The organism is Candidatus Schekmanbacteria bacterium RIFCSPLOWO2_02_FULL_38_14, assembly GCA_001790855.1.
Lineage (GTDB): Bacteria > Schekmanbacteria > GWA2-38-11 > GWA2-38-11 > GWA2-38-11 > 2-02-FULL-38-14-A.
This window is the reverse complement of the sequence record MGDH01000009.1, coordinates 51,805-75,851: the sequence shown is the minus strand read 5'-3', so window position 1 is coordinate 75,851 and position 24,047 is coordinate 51,805. Positions and strand designations below refer to the sequence as shown.

The window sequence follows — 24,047 nt, the reverse complement described above, 5'->3', positions numbered from 1 at the left end:
CTTACTGTAAGTCTTTACAAAAATTTATTCCGGACAAGACAGAAACTATATTCTAAAAGAGATGTCTTTAATAATGACCATAAAAATATTTCAGGAGTCTTTTCCTAACAGCCTGTCAAGAATTATGGCTACAGCGCTTCTTGCTGAGAGGTGGTTATAGCTGTTAGTGCCAGAGATTGGCTTTAGGATTATGTCAGAATCTTTAATAAAGCTTTCTTCAAGCCCCCATCCTGTGCCAAACAGAAGGATTGCAGGTTTTTCACCAGTGGAAATAATTTTTCCCAATTCCTGACAGGATATGCTTTTATCAAAACTTCTTGCAGCAGTTACAATTTTTAAAGGTTCTTTTCCCTCTGCTGCCTTGATTTCCTTTAGTGCCGTTTCCAGGTCATTGACAACAGAGACTGATTCAAAGGCTTCTTTTCTTGAGGGATTGTATTGGGCGCCGTATCCATCGGTCCAGTGGTTAATAATCTTTTCACAAAGAAGTTTTTGTGATTCAAATGGAGTGATGACGAAAAATTTTTTAACTGCGTAGGTTTTGCATACCCTTGCGATATCGTGAATATCAAGGCTTGTAATTGCGGTTCCAATAATGTTGTGGTTTTTGTCGTAAACAGGGTAGTGTATAAGGGCAATATAAAACATCAGTTGGATTCAGAGATGTTATTTTTTATTTCAGAAAGATATTTTTTATCTTCTTCGCTTAAAGTGATTTTTTCAAGAAGTTCAGGCCTTCTCAAATAAGTTCTTTTCAGAGACTGGTATCTCTGCCAGCGTGAGATTTTGAGATGGTTTCCTGAGAGCAGGACCTCTGGCACTATTTTTCCTTCATAAACAGGCGGTCTTGTATAAACCGGATGGCTGAGCAATCCTTCGTAAAAGGAGTCTGTTTTTGCTGATAAGTCTGAGCCTAAAACACCGGGAATCATCCTTGAAACAGCATCAATCACAACCATTGCAGGCAGTTCGCCTCCGGTGAGGACATAGTCTCCGATTGAAATCTCTTTATCAACCAGCGTCTCCCTCACTCTTTCATCTACTCCCTTATATCTTCCGCAAAGAAGAATGATATTTTTAAGCTCTGAGAGCTCCTTTGCAGTGTCCTGATTAAAAAGAGTTCCGTCAGGGGTTAGATAAACAGTTGTGAACTTTTCCTTGCAGATAGATTTCAAATCATCAAAGCACTTAAAAAAAGGTTCAGGCTTCATTACCATTCCTGAATCTCCGCCATAGGGATAATCATCAGTCACCTTGTGCGGAGGCGTGGCATAGTTTCTAAGGTCAATGATATCAATTTTTATTTTTTCTGAATCTATGGCTTTTTTCAGGATACTCTGTTTAAGGTATGACTCAAACATTTGAGGGAAGATGGTAATCACCTTGAAAAACATTTTTCAAAGCCCTTCGATGAGATTTATAATTATTTTTTTATCTTTTATGTTAACTTCCTTGATTACATCTTTTATGGCAGGAATGAGTCTTTCTTCGCTTTCTCTTGTCACAACATAAACGTCATTGCTTTTGGTCTGAAGCACATCTGTAAGCTTCCCTATTTCCTCCCCGTCAAGGGTTATTACGCTTGCTCCAATAAGGTCTGAGACAAAGTAGTGGTTTTCCGGAAGTTGTATTCTCTCTTTTTCAGGTATTGATATATTGGCTTTAAGGAATTCTCCGGCTTCTTTTCCGGAATTTATTCCAGTGAACTTGATTACCCCTTTTCCTTGATAGAAGAATATTTTTTCAATCTCTTTTTTTACAGTGCTGCCGTCCGTTTTCTCTATGAAGACCTCTTTTAGGAGAGAAAAGCGGTCGGTTTTGTCTGTTAAAGGCAGGAAAGTCAGCTCTCCCTTTGCTCCCCTTACCTTGAGAATCCTGCCTACAACAACCATTTCCTCCTGAGTCATTATTCAATGACCTCAAGGACTATATTTTTTTTCATTTTAATTGATGCTGCATCCAGCAAGGTTCTGATTGCATTTACCGTTCTTCCTTTTCTCCCAATGATTCTTCCAAAATCTTCCTGGGCTACCTTGAGCTCAATAACTCTTGTTCTTCCTTCTCCCAGTTCCATTACTTCAATTTTGTCCGGATTATCAACCAGCGACTGAGCAAGAAAAGCTATAAAATCTTTCATTAGCGTCCACCTTTCAGTTTATGCAGCAGCCTCTTCAGAGTTCTTTGTTTTAAATTTTTTCCAGATGCCTGACTTTTTAAGCAGATTTTTTACGGTGTCGCTTGGTTGTGCACCCTGAGCGAGCCATCTTATTACCCTGTCTTCTTTGAGTGAAAAGTTGTCTTCTTTTTTCTGGGAATTATAGGTCCCGAGTATTTCCAGAAACCTTCCGTCCCTTGGCTTTCTTGAATCAGCGGCAACAACTCTGTATCTTATTTTTTTCTTGGTTCCTGTCTTTGTTAGCCTTAAAACTACTGACAATAAAATCACCTCCTTATTTTAGTTGAAAATTCTAAATTCTAATATCTAAATCGTTCGACTGAGCTCACGACAAAGTCCTAAACAAATTCAAAATGTTAATGTTAAAAGTTTTCATTAAGGATTGTAACTTATATATTAAAAATATTAGATGTCAAGCCATTTAGGGGGATACTTCATCTGATGGGTCAGAATCTCCTAATGCATTGTAAGCCTTAACTCTGTATGTGTAGGTTGAAGAAGGATTAACAAATTTATCAGTAAAGGTTGTTCCCTCCTGATCAACAGTCCCGATTTCAATGAATTCACCGCTGCCGGCTTTTTTCTCTACTGCGAAACCCTGTTCATTATTGATATCATCACCGTTCCAGGTAAGCTTGTTGGATGTACCTGATAAAGATGTTACAGTTAACTCAGTCGGAGTATTGGGTTTATCAAAAGTGATTTCTACTGGTCCAACTGCAGATGATGCGCCAAGGACATTAAAAGCAGTTATCTGATATGAGTAGTCTTGTCCCTGAATTACGTTTTCATCATTATATGTGGTTTTATCTGTAGAGATTGTGGCTATTTCAACACCATCCCTGAAAATGCTAAACCCGACTTCATTGTTGCTTATATTTGATTCTGTGTATAGTATATTTATTGCTTTCTGATAATTTGTGTCTTTTGAAAGTCCTTTTAGCTCTATTTTTTCATCTGAAGTCATTGCTCCATCAAAAATCAGAACTTTTTTGTCAGAGTCATAGGTTATTTTGTCTTTGAGGGAGCCGGTAAAGTTGACTCCTGAAGGCAATACAGCAAGTGCTGCAGAGTTTTCCTTTTCATCCCACGAGAGGGTTATCTGAGTTGTTGTTCCAGATGTTGAAGATTCAGATGTAATGGTTGCTTTCAGGTTTCCGGGTGAATCAGGCGCTGAGATTTCAATCCTTTCTGTATTTGAAAATTCAGAATTGCCAAGTTCATTATAGGCAAGAACTTTGTAGGTATAGATTTTACCTGATAAAAGGCTTTTCTTGTCTGTATATATTACAGTGTTGTCATTTCCTGAAACAGCTTTCCATATTTTTATTCTCTTGAATTTTTTTTCCCCCGGAGCTTTTCTGAAAATTTTAAACCCTTTCTCATCGTTGCTGTTATCAGTAAATGTCATGGTGACCTCGCTTACAGATTCAAGGCTTAGTTCAAGGTTGCCCGGGGCATTAGGGGTGCTGGGACCTTTTTCTTCCCAGTTGATATTGGTTGTTATATCATTTTTCCCAACCGTGTCGTAAAGAACATCAGTGGCAAAGATAAAGCTTTTCCTGTTTCCAGCTATTATGGCGTTTTCTCTTTGCGTGTCATCTATTGTGAGGGTATCTCCGAGGTTTACCTCTCCTATAAAAACTATTTGCTCTGCCTTGTTTTTAGCTATGACTGTAATCTTGTTATTCCATGTGTCAATACCCGTGCTGTTATTTTTAAGAAATCCGTTTATTCTAAGTTTTTTATTTACATCTTCTTTTGTTGTAATTGTTGCTGACATCTTTGCATAGAGTCCTTCCAGTTCTATATCTTCATCTCCGGTTAAACTTGTCTCAACTGTGGTAACATTTGCCTGCTCGCTTGTTTTATCTGCAGAAATGCTGAAATATCCCTTTTCACCAACGTCAAGGGTTGAATGGTCAATTGTATCAGGGGCAGATTTGAGCCTTCTTGATATGCCGATTATTGAAACTGGTCCGACGGTTTCAACTATATTGCCGCTCTTGTCCTTTAAGTTAGCTGTGAGCTGTATATTTCTTGCTGGTTTGCTGCCTTTGTTTTCAACCTCTCCATAGACTGTTATTTGAGTATCTGTCTCGATTTTGTTGACGCTTTTTGTGGTAAGAACAACTTTCCCATTGTCTATTGTGTCAAAGTCTGGAAGCCCTGCGCACCCTCCGGGGTCATTGTCCTTGTAGTTTATTGCGCCAAGAAGGGGTAAGACAATAATCAGAATGCAGATTTTTTTAACAAATGTTTTCATATTCCTGAATTTTCCTACAATTCTACATAAACGGAAGTTTCATCAATTTACCTTTTTTACCACCTGAGGTAAAAGCCTTCATCATCTTTTTCATCTGTGCAAACTGCTTTAAGAGCTTGTTTACATCCATTACAGTTGTGCTGCTGCCATTGGCAATCCTTTTTCTCCTGCTACCGTTTATTGTCATGTAGTTTAATCTTTCCTTCTTTGTCATGGAATTTATGATGGCTTCAATCCTCGCAAATTCCTTTCCGTCCACACTGAAATTTTTTAGTTTTTTCATGTTGCCAAATCCGGGCATCATTCCAAGAATATCTTCAAGCGGACCCATTGACTTTATCTGAAGCAACTGTTCCTTAAAGTCTTCAAGAGAGAAGGATTCTTCCCTTATTTTTTTCTCAAGCTCAAGGGCTTTTTCTTTATCAACAGCCTTATGGGCTTTTTCTACGAGCGAAAGAATGTCTCCCATTCCAAGGATTCTTGAAGCCATGCGTTCAGGATGAAAGACTTCAATTGCATCAAGCTTCTCACCTGTTGCAATAAATTTTATAGACTTGCTTGTTACAGCCCTCATTGAAAGCGCAGCGCCTCCCCTTGCATCACCGTCCATCTTTGTGAGGATGATTCCTGTTATATCAATGGCAGAGTTGAATTCCTTTGCAATATTGACTGCATCCTGTCCTGTCATGCTGTCAACAACAAGAAGCTTTTCTTTGACGGGGATAGCTGAGATTATGTTTTTAAGCTCGTCCATTAATTCCTGATCAATGTGGAGCCGTCCTGCAGTGTCTATAATCATTAAATCTAAGTTATTCTCCCTTGCCTGCTCTAAAGCCTTTTTACAGGTTATGACCGGGTTGGTTCCCGGTTCAGAAGGGAAAACTTCAATTTCCGCCTGTTTGCCGAGGGTCTTGAGCTGGGAAATTGCAGCAGGACGGTACGGGTCTGCAGGGACAAGCAGTGGTCTGTGTCCTTCTTTTTTGAACATCCTTGCAAGTTTGCCGGCAGTCGTAGTTTTTCCTGAGCCCTGTAGTCCTATTAACATTATTCCCATTGGCAAGGGTGGCGAAAATTCGATTCTGGTCGCCTGTTTGCCCATCAGATTAACCAATTCATCATTGACAATCTTAACAATCTGCTGACCAGGTGTTATGCTTCTTAAAACCTCCTGTCCTATTGCTTTTGCTTCAACCGCTGCTATGAAATCCTTTACAACCCTGAAATTCACATCAGCTTCAAGAAGGGCAAGGCGCACCTCTTTCAAGCCATCCTGAATGTTCTTTTCAGTAAGCCTTCCTGCTTTTCTTAGCTTTGAAAATATAGTCTCTAATTTACCTGTCAGGTTTTCAAACATTTTAAAAAAATATTTTTATTGAAATTTTAAAACTGTTTTTTCAACTTTATTATTCCTCCTCCTCTGGTTCAGGAAGCGGCGGCGGAACTAATGGCTGCTGAACCTCTTCTTCTCCTGCTGGAGAGGGTTCAGATATCTGCGGTCTATCCTCTGGCGGCGGCGGAGCAGAAACTTCTTCTCCTTCAATTGTGTCTCCTCTTTCTACTGATGGAAGAGGAATTTTTGAAGGCTTTAATAATTCAGGAGTGATATCAATATCTTTTTTTGGAGCTACTTTCTTTTCGCCTTCCTTCAATACTTTTGATTCTTCGCTCAGCATTGGAATTTCTTCTTTCTTTTTCCAGAACTTCAGGTTTCCGTCAATTATTGTTTTGTAGAATATGTCTTTTTTATTCTCATCCTCTTCCCTTATTTCCCTTGCCTTGGCTTTTTTCTCGTCTGAAAGTTTTGCGAGCTCCTGCGGAGTGTTAACAACTGTTGGTTTCAGGAATATAAGCAGGTTAGTCTTTTCTCTTGTACTGCTGACTCTTGAGAAAAACCATCCAATCCACGGGATGTCTCCAAGGCACGGAATCTTTTTCACGCTTGGAGTATTGGTTTCACGGATCAGACCACCTATAATAATGGTCTCCTGATTTTGCACCACAACAGTTGTTTTGGCTTCCCTTTTTGAGGTCTCAACTCCCTGTTCCGTAGAGGAACCCGGAAGGACATTTTCGACTGTCTGCTGGATGGATAATCTGACTAAACCCTCTTTGCTTATGTGGGGAGTTACTTTAAGATTTAAAGCCACATCCCTGAATTCAAAAGTATTAACAGTGTTTGCAGTCTCTGATACCACAGTAGTGCTTCTTATGAATCTTCTGTTTTCTCCAACAACAATACTTGCCTCTTCATTGTCAGATGTAAGAATCTGGGGCTGTGCAAGCACATTGACACCGCTTGTTCTGGCAAAGAAGGTTGCAAGGGCAGGAATATTGAGCACCTTAGTGCCATCTGACAGAGTAACAGTTCCCTTTGTGATTGCAACAGAGCCGCCTTCAGGAAAGCCTGGAAGTTTTCCCGGAGGGGTTGCAATAAGCCCTGCAAGCGGACCACCGAGACTGCTTAAACCGATTGCCCTGATTTTATCAAGCCCTGTATCTTCAAGGTCTTTTAAAAAGTTAAAATCAACTCCAAGTTCAATGAACCTTGATTGGCTAACTTCAACCACCAAGCCCTCTACATAGACCTGAGGACGCATTATATCAAGTTGTTCGATAATCTGCTTTAAAAGGGTATAGTCTTCAGGAGAGGCAGATATTATGAGTGAGTTGGTTGACTTGTCAGCAGTTATGAAGACATCCCTGCCAACAAGTGGCGCTGCTGCTGCGCCACCCTGTGATGCTGGTGTTGGTGCGCCCGGCGCAACAGTTTTAGATATAATGCCGGTTAAAACCTTCTGTAAGTCTTCAGCAAGGGCATTGTTGAGATAATAGACATTAATGCGGCTAATATCTCTTGAGAGCTTTGCATCAAGCTTTTCAAGCAGGTCTTCTATTCTTTTTGTGGAATCAAGGGTTGCAACTATTATTATGGCATTCAGGCGTTCATCAGGTATAATCTTCATCTGTTCTCCCGGAGGCTGGCCCGGCTGAGGGGTTTTTCTCTTACCTGAGGGCTGCGGAGCCTGACGCAAAATCTCTGTCAGTTGCTGCGCAAGTGTTTTTGCTGAGGCATTGTGAAGGGGAATCACGCTAATTATAGGCCTGTCTTCAAGTCCTGCCACATCTATTGCGTTGATGATTTTTATTATCCGGTTTATATTGGAAGCAATGTCAGTGAGGATAAGGGTGTTGGTCGGAGGAAAGGTTGAGATATTTGCATCTCTCGGGCTGATTAACTGGCTTATTGCACCTCTTATCTGTTCAACATCTGCATACTGAAGGCTTGTCACATATGTTATTATCTGAGCCTGGTCAGGTATATTTTTTGCTTCCTCTCCAACAAGCGTTGTAATTGGCTGTTGCCGTGCTTCAGTAGATTTCTGGATTCTTATTGCTTCTTTGCTTTCCACGACATTGTATCCCTTGTAATCAAGCACTGAAAGAAAAACCTTCCACGCTTCTTCTATATTCAATTTATTAGGCGCTACTATCATGACTTTGTCCCTGATATTTTCATCGTATATGAAATTTTTGTTCATTAAATCAGAAAACATTATTATCAGGTCTTTTAATTCACCCTTAAAATCCAGGGTTATATATTCTCCGTCGCTTATAACTCCGGAACCACCAGTGCCACCTGAACCAACAGGACCACCGGGTCTTCCGCCTGGTCTTCTATTCGGGAATTGAGGCCTGCGGAATTGCCTGCCAGGGCGTGCAGAGGGCTTGGGTTTTATTTCTACCTCCTCGGCATCTTCCTCGTCTTCTTCCTCTATGGCATCTTCTTCTTCATCTATCTCTTCTGGTTCAAAGTCTTCTTCATCTTCTTTTATTTCTTCACCTTTCAGAGCAGCATTTTTGGCATTAGGATTAATTGTTCTTGCAGGTTTCTTCAATGGATTTTTCTTCTGCTGAGCAAAAAGATTTGATGATAAGGACACAAGGAAGAAAAGGAATAATATACTTAGAAAAAAGAAAAATATTTTTTTAAATCTGTTCACAGTCTTTCCTCACAATATTTAGTTTTTAACCTCATAAGTAAGCGGTGCCATTGCTCCGTTTCGTTCTATTTCAAGAACTATTCTGTTATCTGTCTGAAGCCTTTGATAAGCCCTGTAGGCATCATCAGGGCTTTTAACTTCATCGCTATTAACTCTTTTTATTATATCTCCGTCTAAAAGACCTATTTTATCTATGATGCTTCCTTTTAAAATTCCTGTTATTTTAAAACCTGCTGGCCTGCCATCAACAGAATGGGGAATCAGGCGGCATTGTCTCATAAAAGTATTAATATCTTTAATTGGGACTTTTTTCCTGTCAATAATCCATTTGTTGCTTGAAGTCTGTCTGATTCCGTCCAAAGCTCTGTCAACTGTACCTGTAAGTTTGGGGGGTTCTTTAACCAGCATTGGTTTTCCTGCTTCTTCCATTATAAGTTTTTCTATCATCCCATTTCTTTCAATTATAACCTCTCTGCGGTTAATCGTTAATATTGTTGCTTCTTTTGCCTTCTCATCAGGGTGATATGCCTCTACCTCGCCATCTGCTTTTATCAGGGCGATAGAATGTTTTGGAGGAAAACCTACAAATGTTCCGAGCAATTCCATTCCGGATGTTGAAATTGGAATTTCAGCAGGGTTTAAGATTTCCTTTCCTCTCTTTTTTACAACCTGTTCCTGCCCCGAGACGTCGAAAAGGTTTCTTTCGAAAATTATTTTATATTCATCCAGTGAACGCCTGGTTTTTGGAGATTCTTTCACTGCTTTAATATTTACTTCCTTGCTTAGGGGAACTTTGATGCTTCTATCTATGAAATAAACTACTGTCTTTGATAGAGAAAAACATAAGATAGTTATCAAAACAACATAGACTATCCAGAAATATTTGCTAAAGAATCTGATGATATCCAATAAATTGCCTCAAAGAGATAAATCAAAACAACAACTAAGGCATATGAATTAACTGAGAATAATAAATTTAAGGTTCAGGTATTGTCAAGCAAAAACTGTCTTTCTGAAAAGCATGGGAACTTTTTGATTTTATTGATGATTAATTTAATCAGAAATCCCGGTTTCATTTTTGCTGTAGGACTTTTCTAAATATTTTCCAGCAAGTTCGTGTACATAAGTATTTTCTTCAGAAACATCTTCAAGTTTTAAAACTCCCTGATATTTAACCCTTGCCTTTTCTCTCTGTCCTAAAGTGTCATAAATCATTCCGATTTTGAGATGGCTCCATGGCAGAACCCAAGTTTCATTAGAAAGCTCAGAGTTAATGGCAAGATTATAAAATTTTATTGCTTCGTCATAATCTTTTTTCCCCCTGAAAATCTCACCTCTGAGATAGTTTGTCCTTGGGAGCCAGTTCAGTGTGAAATTCTTTTCTTCCTTTTCAGCTTTTGAGGATATTTCATCTGCAAGCCTCAAGGCTTCGTCCCATTTTTTCATTCCGGATAATATGATGGCTGTTGTATAGTAAAATCTTGGATTTTCTGGATAGGAATTTTTTAAATCCAAGGCTATGGGAAGGGCTTTTAGGTATTCTTTTTCAAGATAGGTGTAGATGCTCATAAGAACAAATTTGGCTTCGGTTTTTGCATATTTTCCATCAGTTGCGCATTTATGGAGCTTTTCAATGCCAAGCTCTTTTTTACCTGAAAAAGACAAGAGAAACGAGAAAAATTTTACTATTTTTGGCATCTTATCAAGAAAATAATCATACATTCCAAGGCCAAGGTAAAGGTCGAAATTCTGCGGGTTCATATCAAAGGCTTCTTTAAGAAGATTCCTTCCCTTTTTTGCATTCCAGAAAGCCGGCCACCACGATTTTTTCGTGAGGTCTTTTCTGGCTTTAAAACCGTAAGAGCCTCCAAGATAAAGGAGGGTTTCATCATCCTTTCCATTCTTTTCAATTTTTTTCTGGCATATTTCAATTGTTTTTGAGGTCCATTCATCAAAAAGCTTAAAGGCTTCTTTATCGTTAGGGTTGTTGAGAATTCTTTCCCAGTATATCATTGCAGTATAAAAGTATCCCACAGGGCTTTCGCTGTCTGCGGCAATTGCCTTGCTGAACTGAGACTTGGCATCATCAAAGTCAAGATTATAGAGATTCTCAATGCCTTTTGAAACAGAAGATTTTAAAATAAAATTATTATTTAGCCTTACCTGCCCTGGTTTTGTTTCTGATGATACTGTTGTTGTCTGTGAAAGGAGAATGAGAGACAAGAAAGAAAAGAGTACTTTAAATAAACGACAAAGGCTCACTGGACAGTAATTTTCCCGTTTATAGAATTTATTGCTTTATATTTTCCGTCACCAATATCTATAGCAAGAGAGGTACCTTTTAGGATGAATGAATAGGCTGGAGTTCCGGTAAGGCTTATATCAGATATGCCCCAGTTTTTAAATTTTTCTATTATTTTATTCTTAAAAACAAGAATGTTAAAGCTTATAGTATCAGTTCCGTTTGTTAGCACAGGACCTGTCTCTTTGTCATTGCCGATATCTCCTTTGAGACTGAATCCTGTTGTGGTCTTGTATTCAAAAGCTATGAGGTCATCATTGAATGTGTCTTTGCTGTCAAAGGGAACAACTATTTTTAATTCCTGTGACACAGGATTTTTTCTAAGCTTTATATTGTCTAAAGTTATTGCAAGGGTTTTCCCGCTCTGGCTTTTTAACCTGAAGGCAATTGAAATATTTACTCTTTTAGCCAGTGCCTTTTCATTTGGTGAGAGTTTAATGGAAATTTCCGGAAGCGCTGTTTGTGAAAATTCTGTTTCCGGGGTTATATTTCTGGCAACCCTTCCTGATATGCTTTCAGGGGTTACTTGTACGGGGACAGGACCTGTTTCAGTTGAAAATATTATTTCATTATTGACCAGTTTTACAAAAGAACGAGGCTTTGAAGATGCAGAAGAAACTGCTGCAACAGAGCAGATTAGAAAAATCAATAATAGTTTTTTTAAATTCCGGCAAATCATTTTCATATAAACAGTAAAATAGATTTTTAATTGTTAATTAAGGAGAAAAAGCGAGGGCGACATTTAAGTCGCCCTTGCGAAAACATCACTTTTTAGCTTTGGCATTATTGACCAGTTAATGCTTTATTTAAAAAGGACAGGACCCTTTAAAACCTTAAATGGTTTAGTGTTACTGACCTTGTTATTGGCATTCTTAACCTTTACCAAAACAGTTTTGAATTGCTTTTTTACTACTATATCAGGAACTACAACAGTGATAGAAGTATTACTCCACTCAATGATTTCTGCCTCAACTGTTCCAAAAAGAACCATCCCTCCTCCACTACAGAAAAATCTGCCTTTGATTTCTACTGTTATTCCGGACCTTCCATTTGCTGGAGCAATTTTTGAAATCAAAGGTTTCTTTTTGCTACATTGAACAATTTTAAAATTTGCAGTAATATTCTTATCAGTATTCATGGTAACGTCAGCAGGATTGGCGCTGCTTATAAGATCCCCTGTCCAGTTAACAAAAATATAACCAGTTCCTGGAATTGCTGTCAGAGCAACAAGCGTGTCCAGAAGATAAGCATTCTCCCCCCAATAAGGGGTTGTTTTATCCACAGTGCCAGTGCTTGTCGGGCTGATAGTTATATTCAAATAATAATATCCCACACTAAAAACGTTTAATGATATTCGTAACGGAGAAGAGTCTTTTTCAATAGCTTTAGATGATATCTGAGGAAGATTGATTTCTCCGGCATATGCAAAAGACGAGGAGAGAAGGATTAGCAATAGAAGAAAATTAACCAAAAATAATTTTCTCATTTTCAAAAGTTCTTCTTGTTGAAAGTCAAAAAAGATGTTGTTAAAACAGAGTGTTTGATAATCTCAAATAATGTATAAAATATAAATCTTTTGCAATTGTTTGTCAATAAAAAAATAAATATTTTCAGGCTTTTCAGTCACAGGCTGTATATTTCCTGTAAGTAAGAAGGCTTATGTTTGTCAGAGTCAGTTAAAATTCAAATTCTCAAAACAAAAATAAACAGTTGAACTAAACAACAAAATTTAGTTTTGATTTGGGATAGACAGTAACTCTTCAATATGATTAACTGCATAGAAATTTCTTTCCTAAAAAAAATTATTTAAGAAACAAGCCTGTGACTTAGCTAATTTAATTTACAAAATTATCTATAGTCTTGATAACATCTTAAGCGCTTATTTTTTCCATACAGTCAATACTTTTTCAGAATTTATGATTTCCCAGCATTTGGCAGGTCATTAGCATATTTTAATCAGTATAGCGTGCCCGTTTAGATTATGTATAACCAATCTATCTTTTTTGCTACGTTCTTCATTTACAAAATCTCTAATCCCATCACATTCTGGAAATCCATAATCATCAATAACTACCATTCCTCCAACAGTCAATTTAGGCCATAACCATTCCACAATATCCTTAGTAGATTTATACACATCAACATCAATATGACAAAAACGAAATGTTTTATCACTTACTAATTTGCTTGTTTCTTCGGGGAATATACCAACTAAAATTTTTGTGTTATCTAATTTTAGTTTATTAATTACTTCTTCAACTGTTTCCTTTGAGGTGTCAGCATGTTCTCCCCCTTTATAACATAAATCCTTTTCTCCAGTTTTAATAACGCCTGTAAATGTATCACATAAGTATACTTCATCCTTAATCCCGTTAAGTTTTGCTTTTTTTGCAATTAAGGCACCACTCCCTCCCCTCCATACGCCAATTTCAATTAATGCACCGTTCAGTTTTACAGATTCTCCAACTAATTGCCAAATCTCATAACATCTATATTTATCAACTAACGTGTAATTCTTGATGATTTTATACGTATCATTAAACAAACGATCGGATAACCACGGTGCGTAAGTTGCAACGGGCCGTACTATTGCATAAGTATCAGTAGCTTTACCTATTTTTGTCGCTACTAAATAAAAGCCCGCCAGGTCAGCAAATTTTCTAAAGATATTAAAAATAAAACGTAATAGAATCATAATGTTTTTTCTTTAATAAATTCTTTTATCAATTAAAATTATCTATAGTCTTGATAACATCTTGAGCACTTATTTTTTCCATACAGTCTATACTTTTGCAGAATTTATGATTTCCCAGCATCTGGCAGGGAGAGCAAGGCAGATTTTTCCTGACAACACGAAAGTTTTCTTTTTTTATTCCCCACTTGTTCTCATCTGCTGATCCAAAGAGAATTACGCTCTTTATTCCCAAAAGAACTGACAAAATTGCAACTCCTGAATCACATCCCATAAAAAGGTTACTTTCAAGAATCATATGGCATAATTCAAGAAGAGAGGTGTTTCCAACTAATGATAATAATTGGTGGTTAGGATTAGCGATGCTTTGCATGATTTCTGAAGCAATATTTTTTTCGAGGTTTCCACCTATAAGAATAACCGCCTGTTCTGGGTTTTTTATTAGATGCTGAATTAATTCACCATATTTTTCTGGAGACCAGTAACGATATCGAGCTTGCCCCCGTGGAGAAATAATAACAATAGACCCGTACCTTTTCTTCAGTTGAGAAAAATCCTTTGGTAAAGGAGTGCTTTTTATTTTTTCAAGGGAAATATATTCCTCAAATAAGATTTTTTCATTTTTTATTTCAATCGGTTCAAGTAAATGCAAGAACTCGCTTGCCTCCTGACCATTCAAAGAATAATTAATTAAGTTAGTATAAAGATGGTTACGGAAGGGATTAGTTTTAAAACCTATCCGAACTTTTGCACGTGTTAGATAAGCAAATACACCAGAGAAATTGTGGAATTGTTCAGTATCTATAACAACGTCATAATTTTCTCTCCAAAGCGTGACAATAGTTTCAAAAGGGTTTTTGTCATAACAGATTATTCTATCTATGGACTTAGTAAGGTTTTTAACACCCTGGTTTCTTTTTTCTGCTAAGACGTGAATTGCAGCTTTAGGAAAATGTTTTTTTACCAAAGACAGAGCTGGAAAAAGGTATAAAAAGTCTCCCATACCGCCCGGACGGATAAATAGAATTTTATGCGGTTGAGGAGTTGTTATATGTTTTGATGTAAGGTTGAAGAGATAATCTATATAGCCAAGAAACAGGCATAGGAACTTTCCTATAAAAATATCAATTAATTTAAGTATTTTGATTTTCATAATGCTTTTTTCTTTTCATCATTTGAGAGAATACTGCACCTGCAAAGATAATTCCACCAATAAAAGTGAGTGTTTGTCCTGCAATGTCTGAAAAAAGGGTACCGTAATATAATGTAACTTCTTCCTGTTCAGGGTAAACCAGCATAAAATTTGGTGTCACATGAAATATTTGCTTTGCTCCTCTTACTTTCCAGTTTGGAAAATAAGAAAATTTAATAATATGTGGTTGATGCAAAGCCTTTGTCCTGAACCTTATGCGTTGATCCGAAATCTCCAATTCTTTAATCGCTGCTGATAAAGATATGGTTTTTTCTGTTGTTACATTTGGTATTGTAGAAGCAATTGAGTATCTTACAGAGCTGAGAGGTTTACCGTTAAGATCTGTTAGCTTGGTGTGAAAAAATACCCCACCTCCGGTTTGCTCAACCTTATAGATCAGGGAATTGTTTCCTTTTCTTAAAAGAATTTTTTTTGTCTTATAATTATAAATACCTGTAAAAGGTGTTGCAACGATTAACTCTCCGTTCAAGTAAATACGGGCCTGATCATCATTGCTGTAGTGGAGCAGGGCTTTTTGTTCTATTTCTGAATATATTGTAGTGCAGTTGTAATTGATAAAATTAAATGATGGCTTGTAAAGTCCGTCAAGAAATATAGGACCATAGCGCAGAATTGGTTTCCATATCCTGCCAAATTGTTCATGTCCACTCTCAGGGTTCAGAGAACTTATGTCAACAGGGTCGATCTCTATTGCTTTTTCGTCAGGTATTCCTGATGTAAAGTAAAATGGACCAAGTGTAAGCCAGAGAGGAATCTCATCATTTTCGTTTGATAAATTAGAAAGAAACCCGAGGTATTCATCTTCAGAAAATATTGCCGGAGATTCTGATGTTGAAACTTTTTGGCTATTATAAAGAAGAATGAATGGAGTATCCAGGGCATTGATAGTATAAATCCACTCCATGTTACTTTCTTTCCAGTGTTTTGTTCTTACTGTGAGCGGTTTATTTTCAGGAATGTAAACGTAACTACCATCGTTGCTTTTCAACTCAAAAAGCTGGTATTGGCCTACGCTTTTGAGCAGTTTCCATTCGGGATTGTTAAGGAGGGCTTTACGGGTTTTGTCCCAGTATGCAATAAAATGTTTGACATTGGCAAGTTTGAGATACTTGGTTCCTTTTTCCATATTAAAGGTAGTAGGATTTACTACCGTAGGAAACCCGGCACAACTTTGTGAGGTTGCACATTGGATATAGTAGGAAAACATTGACCCGGATGCTGAATTTACTATTCCACCTTCAAGAATATCTTTATTGATTAAATAGGGAACTGTCTCAAAAACCCTTGTTGAACCAAAATGGTTATTATATCCATGAAGATCATTTGCTAAACGACCGGGAGTATTGTCAAGGGGAAGGACTAAATCCCTGAAAGTAGCGTAATCAGACTTTTTTTCAAGACCTTCATTGTTCCATTTTACCCAGGCACGGACATCATTTGGGGAGTTGGCAGTGAGCATGATGACTAATATAAATAAAGCTGTTACTAAGATTTCTTTTGCCCGGAGTCTTTCTATCATATACCCAAAACCGACTGAAGCCATAATCATTAAGGCATAAAAGATGAAGGGCCAGAAGCGAATGTTTGGAAAACTTGCGTTTATCTTTCCACCTGTATAAAAAGCGATAATGGATAAAGGAAGCAATAAGAAGGTAAAGATAAGATTTTTCCTTTTTTTCAAAATTCCGTATATTGCAGCAAAAAGAACAAAAGGAATTAAGGCAATTGTGTAGGAAGGAAATGTTTTCCACAGCGTTACATCCCAATCCCCTCCATATTCCAAAGAATAAGAATTTTTTGCCAGTATAGGGATAAACCACCAAGCTATCAATAAAAAAGTCAAAACATTGAGTTTCATATAAACTATAAAACGTTGTTTAAAATTATTTTTGCCAAAAATAAACAGAAGGAAGAATGAAGCCAATCCGGCGATTACAGAAGTAAAAAAGTGGCTATAGAAAAGAAGGGTGAATAGCGCTACAGTCCTAAGCCGGAACCGTATTCTTTCCATATCATTATAGAATGATCCAAGGAATAAAACAAAAAATATAAAACTAACGCTATTTGAGATTTCTCCGGCAAGGGTACTGTAAATATTTACTCCCCACATGGTATGGGTATTCACGAAAAGGAAAGGAATCATTGCAATTGAACTGATGAGAGAAATCGTTTTATCAAAATTCATCCATTTGAATGAGAAATAGACTCCAAGAGGTAAGAAAACAACTCCCAGTATTGAAACAATTTTAAAAGCAATATTCATTGGTATAATGAAACTTAGTATTGACATTAAAAGGTAAGGGAAGAAGAAGTAATACTGATACATGGGGAACCCGCACCACCATCCTTTTGCCCAGCTAATAACTGTTCCCCTGGTGAAAAAGGTTTCCTTTAAATGCTTTGCAAGATAATTATGGGCAGGGGTATCACCACCGGTGGGAGTGGTATTTGAAAGAATATAGTGCAGATCAAAATAGCTTAATAGAAAAAGGAAAATAATTATCAGCACAAAAGCAGAAAATATCCTTTTTCCGTTTTTAGAAATAAAAGTAAGAATATGCATATACATTTATATATTAATATTAGTTTTTAAAAAATAGTTATATAAATTTAATTTATCAAAAAATGACAGAATGTATATTTCTACCATAGATAAAACAACAATATCAGATATTGTCTCTTTTCCAAAAAATAACTTTTTAAAAAAGTTGTTTTTCTCTGTTGAATCTAAGAGGGTAGGCGTGTTAGCCATCATTTTGACTTAGGCTTGAATTGGAAAATCAAAAACAGTATTACAAGAATTGCAGAGATTATTATTAAAACAATTTTATATTTTAGATAAAAGGGCTCATCTTTTTCAATCTTAATGGTTCCGGGGACTATTGATGTATAGTGTTTTCCTGATTCAATGTATTCCATTATTGAATAAACCTGATAATTACTTCCCGGAAGAGCTGAAAAATTATTTATAGTAAACCTTATTTCCTCTCCAGACCTTGCTTTAAGCGAGACCTTTTTCAAAGAATTATCTGGAGAGAGTTCTTTTGGAACAATCAGCCTTATCTGAACCTCTTTGTCCTTTTCACTGAGGTTTTTTATGTTAAGCAGGAACTTTCCTTTATTATTCATTTCCACATCAGCAGATTTTGCAAAAACCTGCGAAGATACATTTTCTCCAAAACTGAACTGCAGGCAGGAAATTGCTGAGAACGGATACTGGTTTGCGTCTGTGTAGTTTACATAAATTACAGCGGCATACCTTCCGGGGTTATCTAATCTGAGATTGAAATCCATTTCAGACTTATATGTTTCTTCAACATTAAGAATCTCCTTGATTTTGCTTGACCTTGTATCACTCTGAACGCTTGAAATAATTTCCACATTATAGGCAGGTTCATTACCTTTGTTTTTTGTTTCCACTGATATTTTCATGGTATTTCCAGCAATAGTAGTTGAGGTTTTTGTTTCTATGGTTATATAACCACCCCTTGCAGGAGAGAATGAAAAGATACTTAAGAAAACAAGTATGGTTAGAAAAACAATTTTTCTCATATTAATTTTTAAACCCGTAGCAAATCAAATAAAAACTTTATATATATCCTAACCTGTTATTTTATCAAGTATATTCATAATTTATTCATAATTTATTTGTTTGACAATTTTAAATTACTTTGTATAAAGATTTTAAATGTACTGAATGTATTAGTTTATTAAATCAATCCTTTCACTTTTTCCATTCAAAAAAATGAGAGAAAGTAGAGAACAAAAAACCTTTAGGAGTAAAAGATGGAAGACCATGATAACTTGAAAGATGAAAATGACGGGATGCGCAGCGAAGAATCTTCTGCATCAGAAGATTCAATAACCCCGCCACGACAAAAAAGCAAAAAAGGATTTTTGCCGCTAGTCTTGATTTTGCTGGTATTGGCAGCCGGAGGAGCATTTTTCTATATAATGACAAAAGACAAGTTGTTCAGAGATTATGCAATAAAGGTTAATTCCCAAATCATAGATAAAGGCGAGTTCAGCAAAATTTATAGCAGGGAGATGGAGAGGGCAAGGGAATTTCTTAAAAAACAAAACGGAGGCGTTGCTTCAGATGAGGCTGAAATTAAAAAAGTTGAGAGTAAAGTCAAGAATAAAATAATAGAGGAGCTTTCTGTCCGCCTTTTGCTTCTGGATGAGGCAATCAGGAAGGGATATGTTGCAGATGAAAAGGAGGTTGATGCAGAGTTAAGCAGCATCAAGGCAAAGATTGGCAGTGAGAAATTTGACGAGATTTTAAAAAAAGAGAAAATCAGTATTGATTATATAAAGGATGATATCAGAAAGCGGATGATAGTCCAAAAATATCTTGGCAGCATAACGAGCGGGATAAAAATAACTGACAAGGAAATAGAGGACTATTTTAACAAAAACAGCGGGAAATTCCAGCGTCCTGAAATGGTAAGGGCAAGCCACATACTCGTGAAAACAGAGGATGAGGCAATGAAAATTTTAAAGGGATTAAAGAGCGGCGCAGATTTTGGAAAGCTGGCTGCTGAGCGCTCAATTGACCCATCAGCAAAGCTTAACAAAGGAGACCTCAATTTTTTCCCAAAAGGATCAATGGTTCCGGAATTTGAAAAGGCTGCCTTTTCAACCCCTGTTGGCAAAACAAGCAATATTGTGAAAACACAGTTTGGCTATCACATTATCAAGGTTACTGATAAACGGGCTGCGCAGGATGTTAAATTTGAGCAGGTGAAAGAGATTATCAAGAAAGAAATGACAATAGGGAAACAGAACAGCTTGCTGGGAAAACTGATAAATGAGCTGAAGGGAAAAGCAAAGATTGATGTAAAGGTGTAAACAGCTATAAGCCATAAGCTCTAAGCTATAAAGCAAAAGAATATCGAAGCATAAAATTAGAATTGAAAATTTTAAAAAGCTTACAACTTAAAGCTAAAATATATTGTTTAGGATTTAGGATTTAGAATTTAATTCTTTTGGAGGATGAATTTATGTCCAGGGCTCAATGGAAAATGTCAGATGAACCTGAATTAATTGCAAAGGCAGAAAAATTAAGGGACAAGATAACGAAGTTATCCGTAAACGGAAAGATTGGTTGTGCCCAAGCTTTTAAGATAGCTCAGGAAGAGGGGTTATCTATTAAGAAGGTTGGATATATTTTAAATATAATAAATATAAAAATAGGCAGCTGCCAGCTTGGTTGCTTTGAATAATAAATGATAGAAGGGTTTAAAGAACAAGATGAGTGTAAGGCAGGAATTAAAGGATTCAATCCTTGAAAAGATAAGAAGCGAGAAAGACCCTCTTGACGAATTCTTCTGTTCCCATGAAGTCAGGGAGTCAGTCCTTGCTGTTCTTGTTGCAGGACGGCATCTTCTTCTTGAAGGTCCTCCCGGCATTGGCAAGACAACAGCAGCAAAAATAATTGCCAGGCTTCTTCCCCCAATGAAGGTTGTGGAGGGTTGCCGCTTTGTATGTGACCCTTCTTTTCCGGACTGTCCTGATTGCGAGAAGAAAAAAAAAGAGAAACAGATAAAGGGAATCACTGTTCAGGGAAGGGAGAGGTTTGTCCGTGTTCAGGGGTCTTCTGAGCTGATGCCTGAAGACCTTATAGGAGATATTGACCCGGTAAATGCATTGAAATACGGGATTCATGATTCAAGGTCGTTTACTCCGGGCAAGATTCAAAAAGCCAACAGAAAAATATTGTTTGTTGATGAGTTAAACCGGGTTCCGCAGAGGACGCAGAATACGCTGCTTCAGGTTCTTGAGGAGGGAGTAACCACAATAGGGGGATTTGATATTGAGGTAAATGTTGATACGCTCGTGATTGCTACAGAAAACCCGGAGGAATACGCAGGAGTGGAGAGAATCTCAGAGACCCTGACTGACAGGTTTGAACGGGTCAGGGTGGATTATCCTACAATGGAACAGGAAATAGAGATTATAAAAAAATACGGGTCGCAGATTGATGAAGTAAAGGTTCCTGACAGGATGATATTCAGGATTGCCAATATCTCCCGCAAATCAAGAATGGAGGAGGATTTGGACCGCCTGCCAAGCGTAAGGACAACGCTTTCAATTTATGAACAGTCTCAGGCAAATGCCATGCTTAAGGGACGCAAGGAAGTGATGGGTGAAGATGTTGAGGTCGCTGCAAAAAGAGTTTTACTCGGGAGGATAAATCTTTCAGGTGAAAGCAGTTACTATGATGAACCTGAATCTTTCATAGCAAAAATAATTACCTCCTCATCTAATGAAGAATGAAAATAGGTTTAAACGATATAAGAAAGGTAATAATAGGAGGAGAATACCCTTCATCAGCAGAAAGCCTTATCCCAAAGGTTTATAATGACCCCTTCTCATCAAACCTTTCAAAGAAAACAAAAGAAAAAATTCTCTTAGCCTCTGTTGAGGAGCTGAGCTTAAACCTCGATGCAAGGCTTAAGAGGCTTGTTGAAGGATTTGTAAAAGGGATATCTCCTGCAAATTTTCCCTCACTCCTTCCTCTCCGCAAAGGGGAGAGGAGTAAGGAGAGCGGGATTGAGATTTTCTTTCTCGGACTTCCTTTTTTTGGCAGGAATATCCATTCATTTTTAGAAAAAATTTTAAAATTTTTAAACCCTGATATTATTGCAATAACCCTGTCTCCTCTTCAGGGATTTGGCGCATCTCTTCTTCATACCTTCAGCCTGAACAATCTTGTCGGGCTTCCTATGAACTTCAATACCATTTACAAGGACGGGAATGAGTCAGGTATCTATGATGCGCTTTATTCCGGGGGCGCCGGAGAAACCATAGGCTTTTTTGCCTGGAAAGAGAGGATTCCTGTAATTCCAATAGGGATTCCAAGAAGAAGGCCTGAAATAGGAGAAAGATACCCTGTGTCAGGGGTTTTTAAGGGAAAGGAGTGGAAGGAATTTTCAGACAGCATATTTGAGACATTTGATGAAGAGATAAAGGATATATGTGATTATGAAGAGGCAAGGAAAATTTCTGAAAGACTATCTGTAAGGCTTGAAGAGGGATTATATCTGTTTGGAGAAAAAAAGCAGGAGAATATTGATGAAGCCTGTTATTGCGCAAGCAGGCTTTTTGACCTGCTCTGCCTGGCAAAAAAAGAGAGGATTCTGGTTGTTTCGGATTTAAGGTTTTATTCTGATTTTAAAGAGATGACAGAACTCCTTATCAAAAAGGATGAGATGAGGCAGGAGATATATACTCCTCCCAAGAGAGAATCTGATATATACGGGTTCAGGGTATTGCGCGAGCCACTGCTTTTTTCTTTTGAACATGCGCAGAAAAAAGGACCATCAATGACAGCTGCACAGAGGCTTTTCTCAAGAGAACTTGAAAAATGGTCTGAAAAAACATCAAAGGAAATTTTAAAGGAAGAGGAGATAGACAGAACTATTTATGAGATTGTACAAAGGACAAGGGATGATAAAAATGTATCAAGAGGGGTGAGTGTCAGGGGAGGCATTGCCTTTAAGGAGATATCAAGAGCTCTTGTTGAGATAAAAGGGGCGTGGACAAAGGAGATAATAGAAAAAGGAGCAATGGCATCACTGCCCCACAGATTAAACCTCAAACCGGGGGCTCCGCTAAAGGCTGTGGACTTAATAAGAGAAATTGTAAAGGAGGTAGTTTACGGGATTGGGCTGAAGCGTGAAGATGCTGAGCTGCTTTGCGGGAAAACCTTCAGCCTTTCCAAGGATGATTCAAGAACTGCTCTTAAAAAACTGAAAGATAAATCCCTTGAGCAGAAGGACGGGGAGAAGGGAGTAGTTAAAATGGACCACTCCTTTGCTCTTGAGGCTTACAAGGACAAGGCACTCAAGGATATTATGAATAATTTGAGGACAGAAAAGGAGGATGTTGCTGAAGCGCTGAAAAACCTTTGTAATGAGCTTGCAAAGAAGGGGCATCTGAGCAATGCAATTCCAAAAGAGATGAGATTTACAAAAAAGGGCATAAAGGAGCTGAGCGATGAAGCTGAGGAGCGCTTCAATAAAGGTGAGATAAGCGAAGAGGAATTCAGAAAAGAGATGAGTGATATTGAAAACCTTCCTGCGGCGCTTGAAGAGGGCGAAAAGACTGAATTGCCAAGGAAGAAAATATCAGAGCTTGTGGCAGAGTTTATGGATATACAGCACAAATATAAAAACGATGAATGCTCTCTTGAAGATGCCTATGTTCACTATGCAATAAGCGAAAACCGCGGGTTAAAAATTGATTCAGAGAAGCTCGATTATGCAAAGCTCCATGTAATGGTTTATAATCTTCAAAAGAAAGGGCTTCTGAAAGTGCGCGACGACGGGAAATTAAGCTATTCCCTGACAGGCAAAGCCCTGACATGGCTTCTTGATGAGCTGATTTCAAGCAAAGATGCCAGCAGCCTTATCAGGGATGCTTTTAAGAAGGACAGATTTTCAAGCAATATTGTTGATATAAGAAAGTACAGGGCAGGGGACAGATTTCAGGATATTTCTATAATCCATACACTGAAAGAAATTGTTAAAGAGAAAAAGCCGCTTGAGGAAGTCACAAGGAGACAACTCAGGGCATTTGAAAAGAGACCGACCCAGCGTCAGGATATTGCGCTGTGCCTTGATGTAAGCGCTTCTATGAGGCAGTTTTCAAAACTCCGCTTTGCAAAGATAGCAGTTGCCGCGCTTTCAAGGGCAGCAGTTGAAAAGGAATACAGGGTAGGTGTTGTTGCATTCAGCAACGAAGCGGAAGTGGTCTCGCCCCTTGGCAGGGGAATAGAGGAAATTATGGATTCAGTCGTTACTTTGAGGGCTGACCAGTACACAAATATCGGGAAGGGGATAGAGTGCGCAAAAAAACTTCTTATGGCTGAAAAGGGACCTGAACAGAAGCATATCATTCTCATTACTGACGGACAGCCGAACGCCCTTTCAAGGGATATGGCTGATTCATCAAAGGCAAGGATGTCAATGAAGGAAGAGATGGCGTTCAGGTTTTCAATCTCTGAGGCGGAAAAGGTTGCCCGCAGGGACATCAGGATTTCTGTCCTGCTCATAACCGGAGGAGACCAGCAGGGAATAACATTTGCAAAGAAGATTTCATGGATAGGGCGTGGAAAATTCTATAAGGTAAGCGCTGTTGAGCGGATTCCAATCAGCGCCCTTGAGATGATGGGGTAGAATTATCACCTACTGTGTCACAACTCATGTTTTAATTTTCTTTTTTTCTCAAAATATACTGTTTAGCATTGTTTCTCAAATATTTGTTTGACAAAAAACCTATCCTGATACGAAGATAATAAAGCCATCACAGGAAGAATCTACTTTATGTAGCTGCAGAGCCTTGCTCTGCCTCTTCAAATGCAGAAGCAGTAAAAAAGATTCAGAAAGATTTT

The 24,047-nt window shown here is 37.8% G+C and carries 21 protein-coding genes; 4 read left to right on the top strand and 17 right to left on the bottom strand.

Features of this window, described 5'->3' with window-relative positions:
- Window positions 1-90: 90 nt before the first annotated feature.
- From A3H37_08930 to A3H37_08850, 17 genes are all read right to left on the bottom strand, one after another.
- Window positions 91-657, bottom strand: a complete 567-nt coding sequence (locus A3H37_08930; GenBank protein OGL51136.1) for a hypothetical protein — start codon at window positions 655-657, stop codon at window positions 91-93.
- Window positions 648-1,394, bottom strand: coding sequence for a tRNA (guanosine(37)-N1)-methyltransferase TrmD (locus tag A3H37_08925; protein OGL51135.1), 747 nt, complete (start codon window positions 1,392-1,394; stop codon window positions 648-650). The genes A3H37_08930 and A3H37_08925 overlap by 10 nt, the downstream gene beginning before the upstream one ends.
- A gap of 3 nt (window positions 1,395-1,397) precedes the next feature.
- Window positions 1,398-1,907, bottom strand: a complete 510-nt coding sequence (locus tag A3H37_08920; protein OGL51134.1) for a 16S rRNA processing protein RimM — start codon at window positions 1,905-1,907, stop codon at window positions 1,398-1,400.
- Window positions 1,907-2,137, bottom strand: a complete 231-nt coding sequence (locus tag A3H37_08915; GenBank protein OGL51133.1) for an RNA-binding protein — start codon at window positions 2,135-2,137, stop codon at window positions 1,907-1,909. Before A3H37_08915 ends, A3H37_08920 begins: the two co-directional genes overlap by 1 nt.
- An 18-nt stretch (window positions 2,138-2,155) precedes the next feature.
- A complete protein-coding gene (locus A3H37_08910) occupies window positions 2,156-2,437 on the bottom strand; it encodes a 30S ribosomal protein S16 (GenBank protein OGL51132.1) in 282 nt (93 codons plus the stop codon).
- Between the two features lie 160 nt (window positions 2,438-2,597).
- Window positions 2,598-4,442 carry a hypothetical protein gene (locus A3H37_08905; protein ID OGL51131.1) on the bottom strand — a complete coding sequence of 615 codons (1,845 nt, stop codon included), beginning with the start codon at window positions 4,440-4,442 and terminating at the stop codon, window positions 2,598-2,600.
- A gap of 22 nt (window positions 4,443-4,464) precedes the next feature.
- Window positions 4,465-5,796 (bottom strand): signal recognition particle protein, encoded by a 1,332-nt coding sequence (locus tag A3H37_08900; GenBank protein OGL51130.1) that lies wholly within the window; start codon window positions 5,794-5,796, stop codon window positions 4,465-4,467.
- A 49-nt stretch (window positions 5,797-5,845) separates the two neighbouring features.
- The gene (locus A3H37_08895) at window positions 5,846-8,338 is read right to left on the bottom strand and encodes a type II secretion system protein GspD (protein OGL51129.1); all 2,493 of its coding nucleotides are present in this window, start codon (window positions 8,336-8,338) and stop codon (window positions 5,846-5,848) included.
- Window positions 8,339-8,461: 123 nt separating this feature from the next.
- Complete coding sequence (locus A3H37_08890) at window positions 8,462-9,352, bottom strand: hypothetical protein (GenBank protein OGL51128.1); 891 nt, start codon at window positions 9,350-9,352, stop codon at window positions 8,462-8,464.
- A gap of 144 nt (window positions 9,353-9,496) precedes the next feature.
- A complete protein-coding gene (locus A3H37_08885) occupies window positions 9,497-10,666 on the bottom strand; it encodes a hypothetical protein (GenBank protein OGL51127.1) in 1,170 nt (389 codons plus the stop codon).
- Between the two features lie 35 nt (window positions 10,667-10,701).
- On the bottom strand, window positions 10,702-11,394 hold the full coding sequence (locus A3H37_08880) for a hypothetical protein (GenBank protein OGL51126.1): 693 nt from the start codon (window positions 11,392-11,394) through the stop codon (window positions 10,702-10,704).
- A 153-nt stretch (window positions 11,395-11,547) separates the two neighbouring features.
- A complete protein-coding gene (locus tag A3H37_08875) occupies window positions 11,548-12,231 on the bottom strand; it encodes a hypothetical protein (protein ID OGL51125.1) in 684 nt (227 codons plus the stop codon).
- Window positions 12,232-12,687: 456 nt separating this feature from the next.
- Window positions 12,688-13,362: a methyltransferase gene (locus tag A3H37_08870; protein OGL51196.1), complete on the bottom strand. Its 675-nt coding sequence runs from the start codon at window positions 13,360-13,362 to the stop codon at window positions 12,688-12,690.
- Window positions 13,363-13,468: 106 nt separating this feature from the next.
- A complete protein-coding gene (locus tag A3H37_08865; GenBank protein OGL51124.1) occupies window positions 13,469-14,590 on the bottom strand; it encodes a hypothetical protein in 1,122 nt (373 codons plus the stop codon).
- Window positions 14,571-17,219: a hypothetical protein gene (locus A3H37_08860; protein ID OGL51123.1), complete on the bottom strand. Its 2,649-nt coding sequence runs from the start codon at window positions 17,217-17,219 to the stop codon at window positions 14,571-14,573. Before A3H37_08860 ends, A3H37_08865 begins: the two co-directional genes overlap by 20 nt.
- Window positions 17,220-17,405: a hypothetical protein gene (locus tag A3H37_08855; GenBank protein ID OGL51122.1), complete on the bottom strand. Its 186-nt coding sequence runs from the start codon at window positions 17,403-17,405 to the stop codon at window positions 17,220-17,222.
- A complete protein-coding gene (locus A3H37_08850; protein OGL51121.1) occupies window positions 17,402-18,202 on the bottom strand; it encodes a hypothetical protein in 801 nt (266 codons plus the stop codon). Before A3H37_08850 ends, A3H37_08855 begins: the two co-directional genes overlap by 4 nt.
- Before the next feature lie 234 nt (window positions 18,203-18,436).
- Between A3H37_08850 and A3H37_08845 the strand changes: the two genes are divergently transcribed.
- From A3H37_08845 to A3H37_08830, 4 genes are all read left to right on the top strand, one after another.
- Entirely contained in the window at window positions 18,437-19,501 is a 1,065-nt protein-coding gene (locus A3H37_08845) for a hypothetical protein (protein ID OGL51120.1), read from the top strand.
- 173 nt (window positions 19,502-19,674) lie between these two features.
- Window positions 19,675-19,875: a hypothetical protein gene (locus A3H37_08840; GenBank protein ID OGL51195.1), complete on the top strand. Its 201-nt coding sequence runs from the start codon at window positions 19,675-19,677 to the stop codon at window positions 19,873-19,875.
- Between the two features lie 28 nt (window positions 19,876-19,903).
- A complete protein-coding gene (locus A3H37_08835) occupies window positions 19,904-20,929 on the top strand; it encodes a hypothetical protein (protein OGL51119.1) in 1,026 nt (341 codons plus the stop codon).
- The gene (locus tag A3H37_08830) at window positions 20,926-23,832 is read left to right on the top strand and encodes a hypothetical protein (GenBank protein OGL51118.1); all 2,907 of its coding nucleotides are present in this window, start codon (window positions 20,926-20,928) and stop codon (window positions 23,830-23,832) included. The genes A3H37_08835 and A3H37_08830 overlap by 4 nt, the downstream gene beginning before the upstream one ends.
- Window positions 23,833-24,047 lie beyond the last annotated feature (215 nt).

Bases quoted from the DNA above. Each gene is read 5' to 3' on its own strand.
- A3H37_08925 (OGL51135.1), bottom strand. From the start codon at position 1,394: ATGTTTTTCAAGGTGATTACCATCTTCCCTCAAATGTTTGAGTCATAC.
- A3H37_08920 (OGL51134.1), bottom strand. From the start codon at position 1,907: ATGACTCAGGAGGAAATGGTTGTTGTAGGCAGGATTCTCAAGGTAAGG.
- A3H37_08915 (OGL51133.1), bottom strand. From the start codon at position 2,137: ATGAAAGATTTTATAGCTTTTCTTGCTCAGTCGCTGGTTGATAATCCG.
- A3H37_08905 (OGL51131.1), bottom strand. From the start codon at position 4,442: ATGAAAACATTTGTTAAAAAAATCTGCATTCTGATTATTGTCTTACCC.
- A3H37_08900 (OGL51130.1), bottom strand. From the start codon at position 5,796: ATGTTTGAAAACCTGACAGGTAAATTAGAGACTATATTTTCAAAGCTA.
- A3H37_08875 (OGL51125.1), bottom strand. From the start codon at position 12,231: ATGAGAAAATTATTTTTGGTTAATTTTCTTCTATTGCTAATCCTTCTC.
- A3H37_08865 (OGL51124.1), bottom strand. From the start codon at position 14,590: ATGAAAATCAAAATACTTAAATTAATTGATATTTTTATAGGAAAGTTC.
- A3H37_08860 (OGL51123.1), bottom strand. From the start codon at position 17,219: ATGTATATGCATATTCTTACTTTTATTTCTAAAAACGGAAAAAGGATA.
- A3H37_08855 (OGL51122.1), bottom strand. From the start codon at position 17,405: ATGATGGCTAACACGCCTACCCTCTTAGATTCAACAGAGAAAAACAAC.
- A3H37_08850 (OGL51121.1), bottom strand. From the start codon at position 18,202: ATGAGAAAAATTGTTTTTCTAACCATACTTGTTTTCTTAAGTATCTTT.
- A3H37_08845 (OGL51120.1), top strand. From the start codon at position 18,437: ATGGAAGACCATGATAACTTGAAAGATGAAAATGACGGGATGCGCAGC.
- A3H37_08840 (OGL51195.1), top strand. From the start codon at position 19,675: ATGTCAGATGAACCTGAATTAATTGCAAAGGCAGAAAAATTAAGGGAC.
- A3H37_08835 (OGL51119.1), top strand. From the start codon at position 19,904: ATGAGTGTAAGGCAGGAATTAAAGGATTCAATCCTTGAAAAGATAAGA.
- A3H37_08830 (OGL51118.1), top strand. From the start codon at position 20,926: ATGAAAATAGGTTTAAACGATATAAGAAAGGTAATAATAGGAGGAGAA.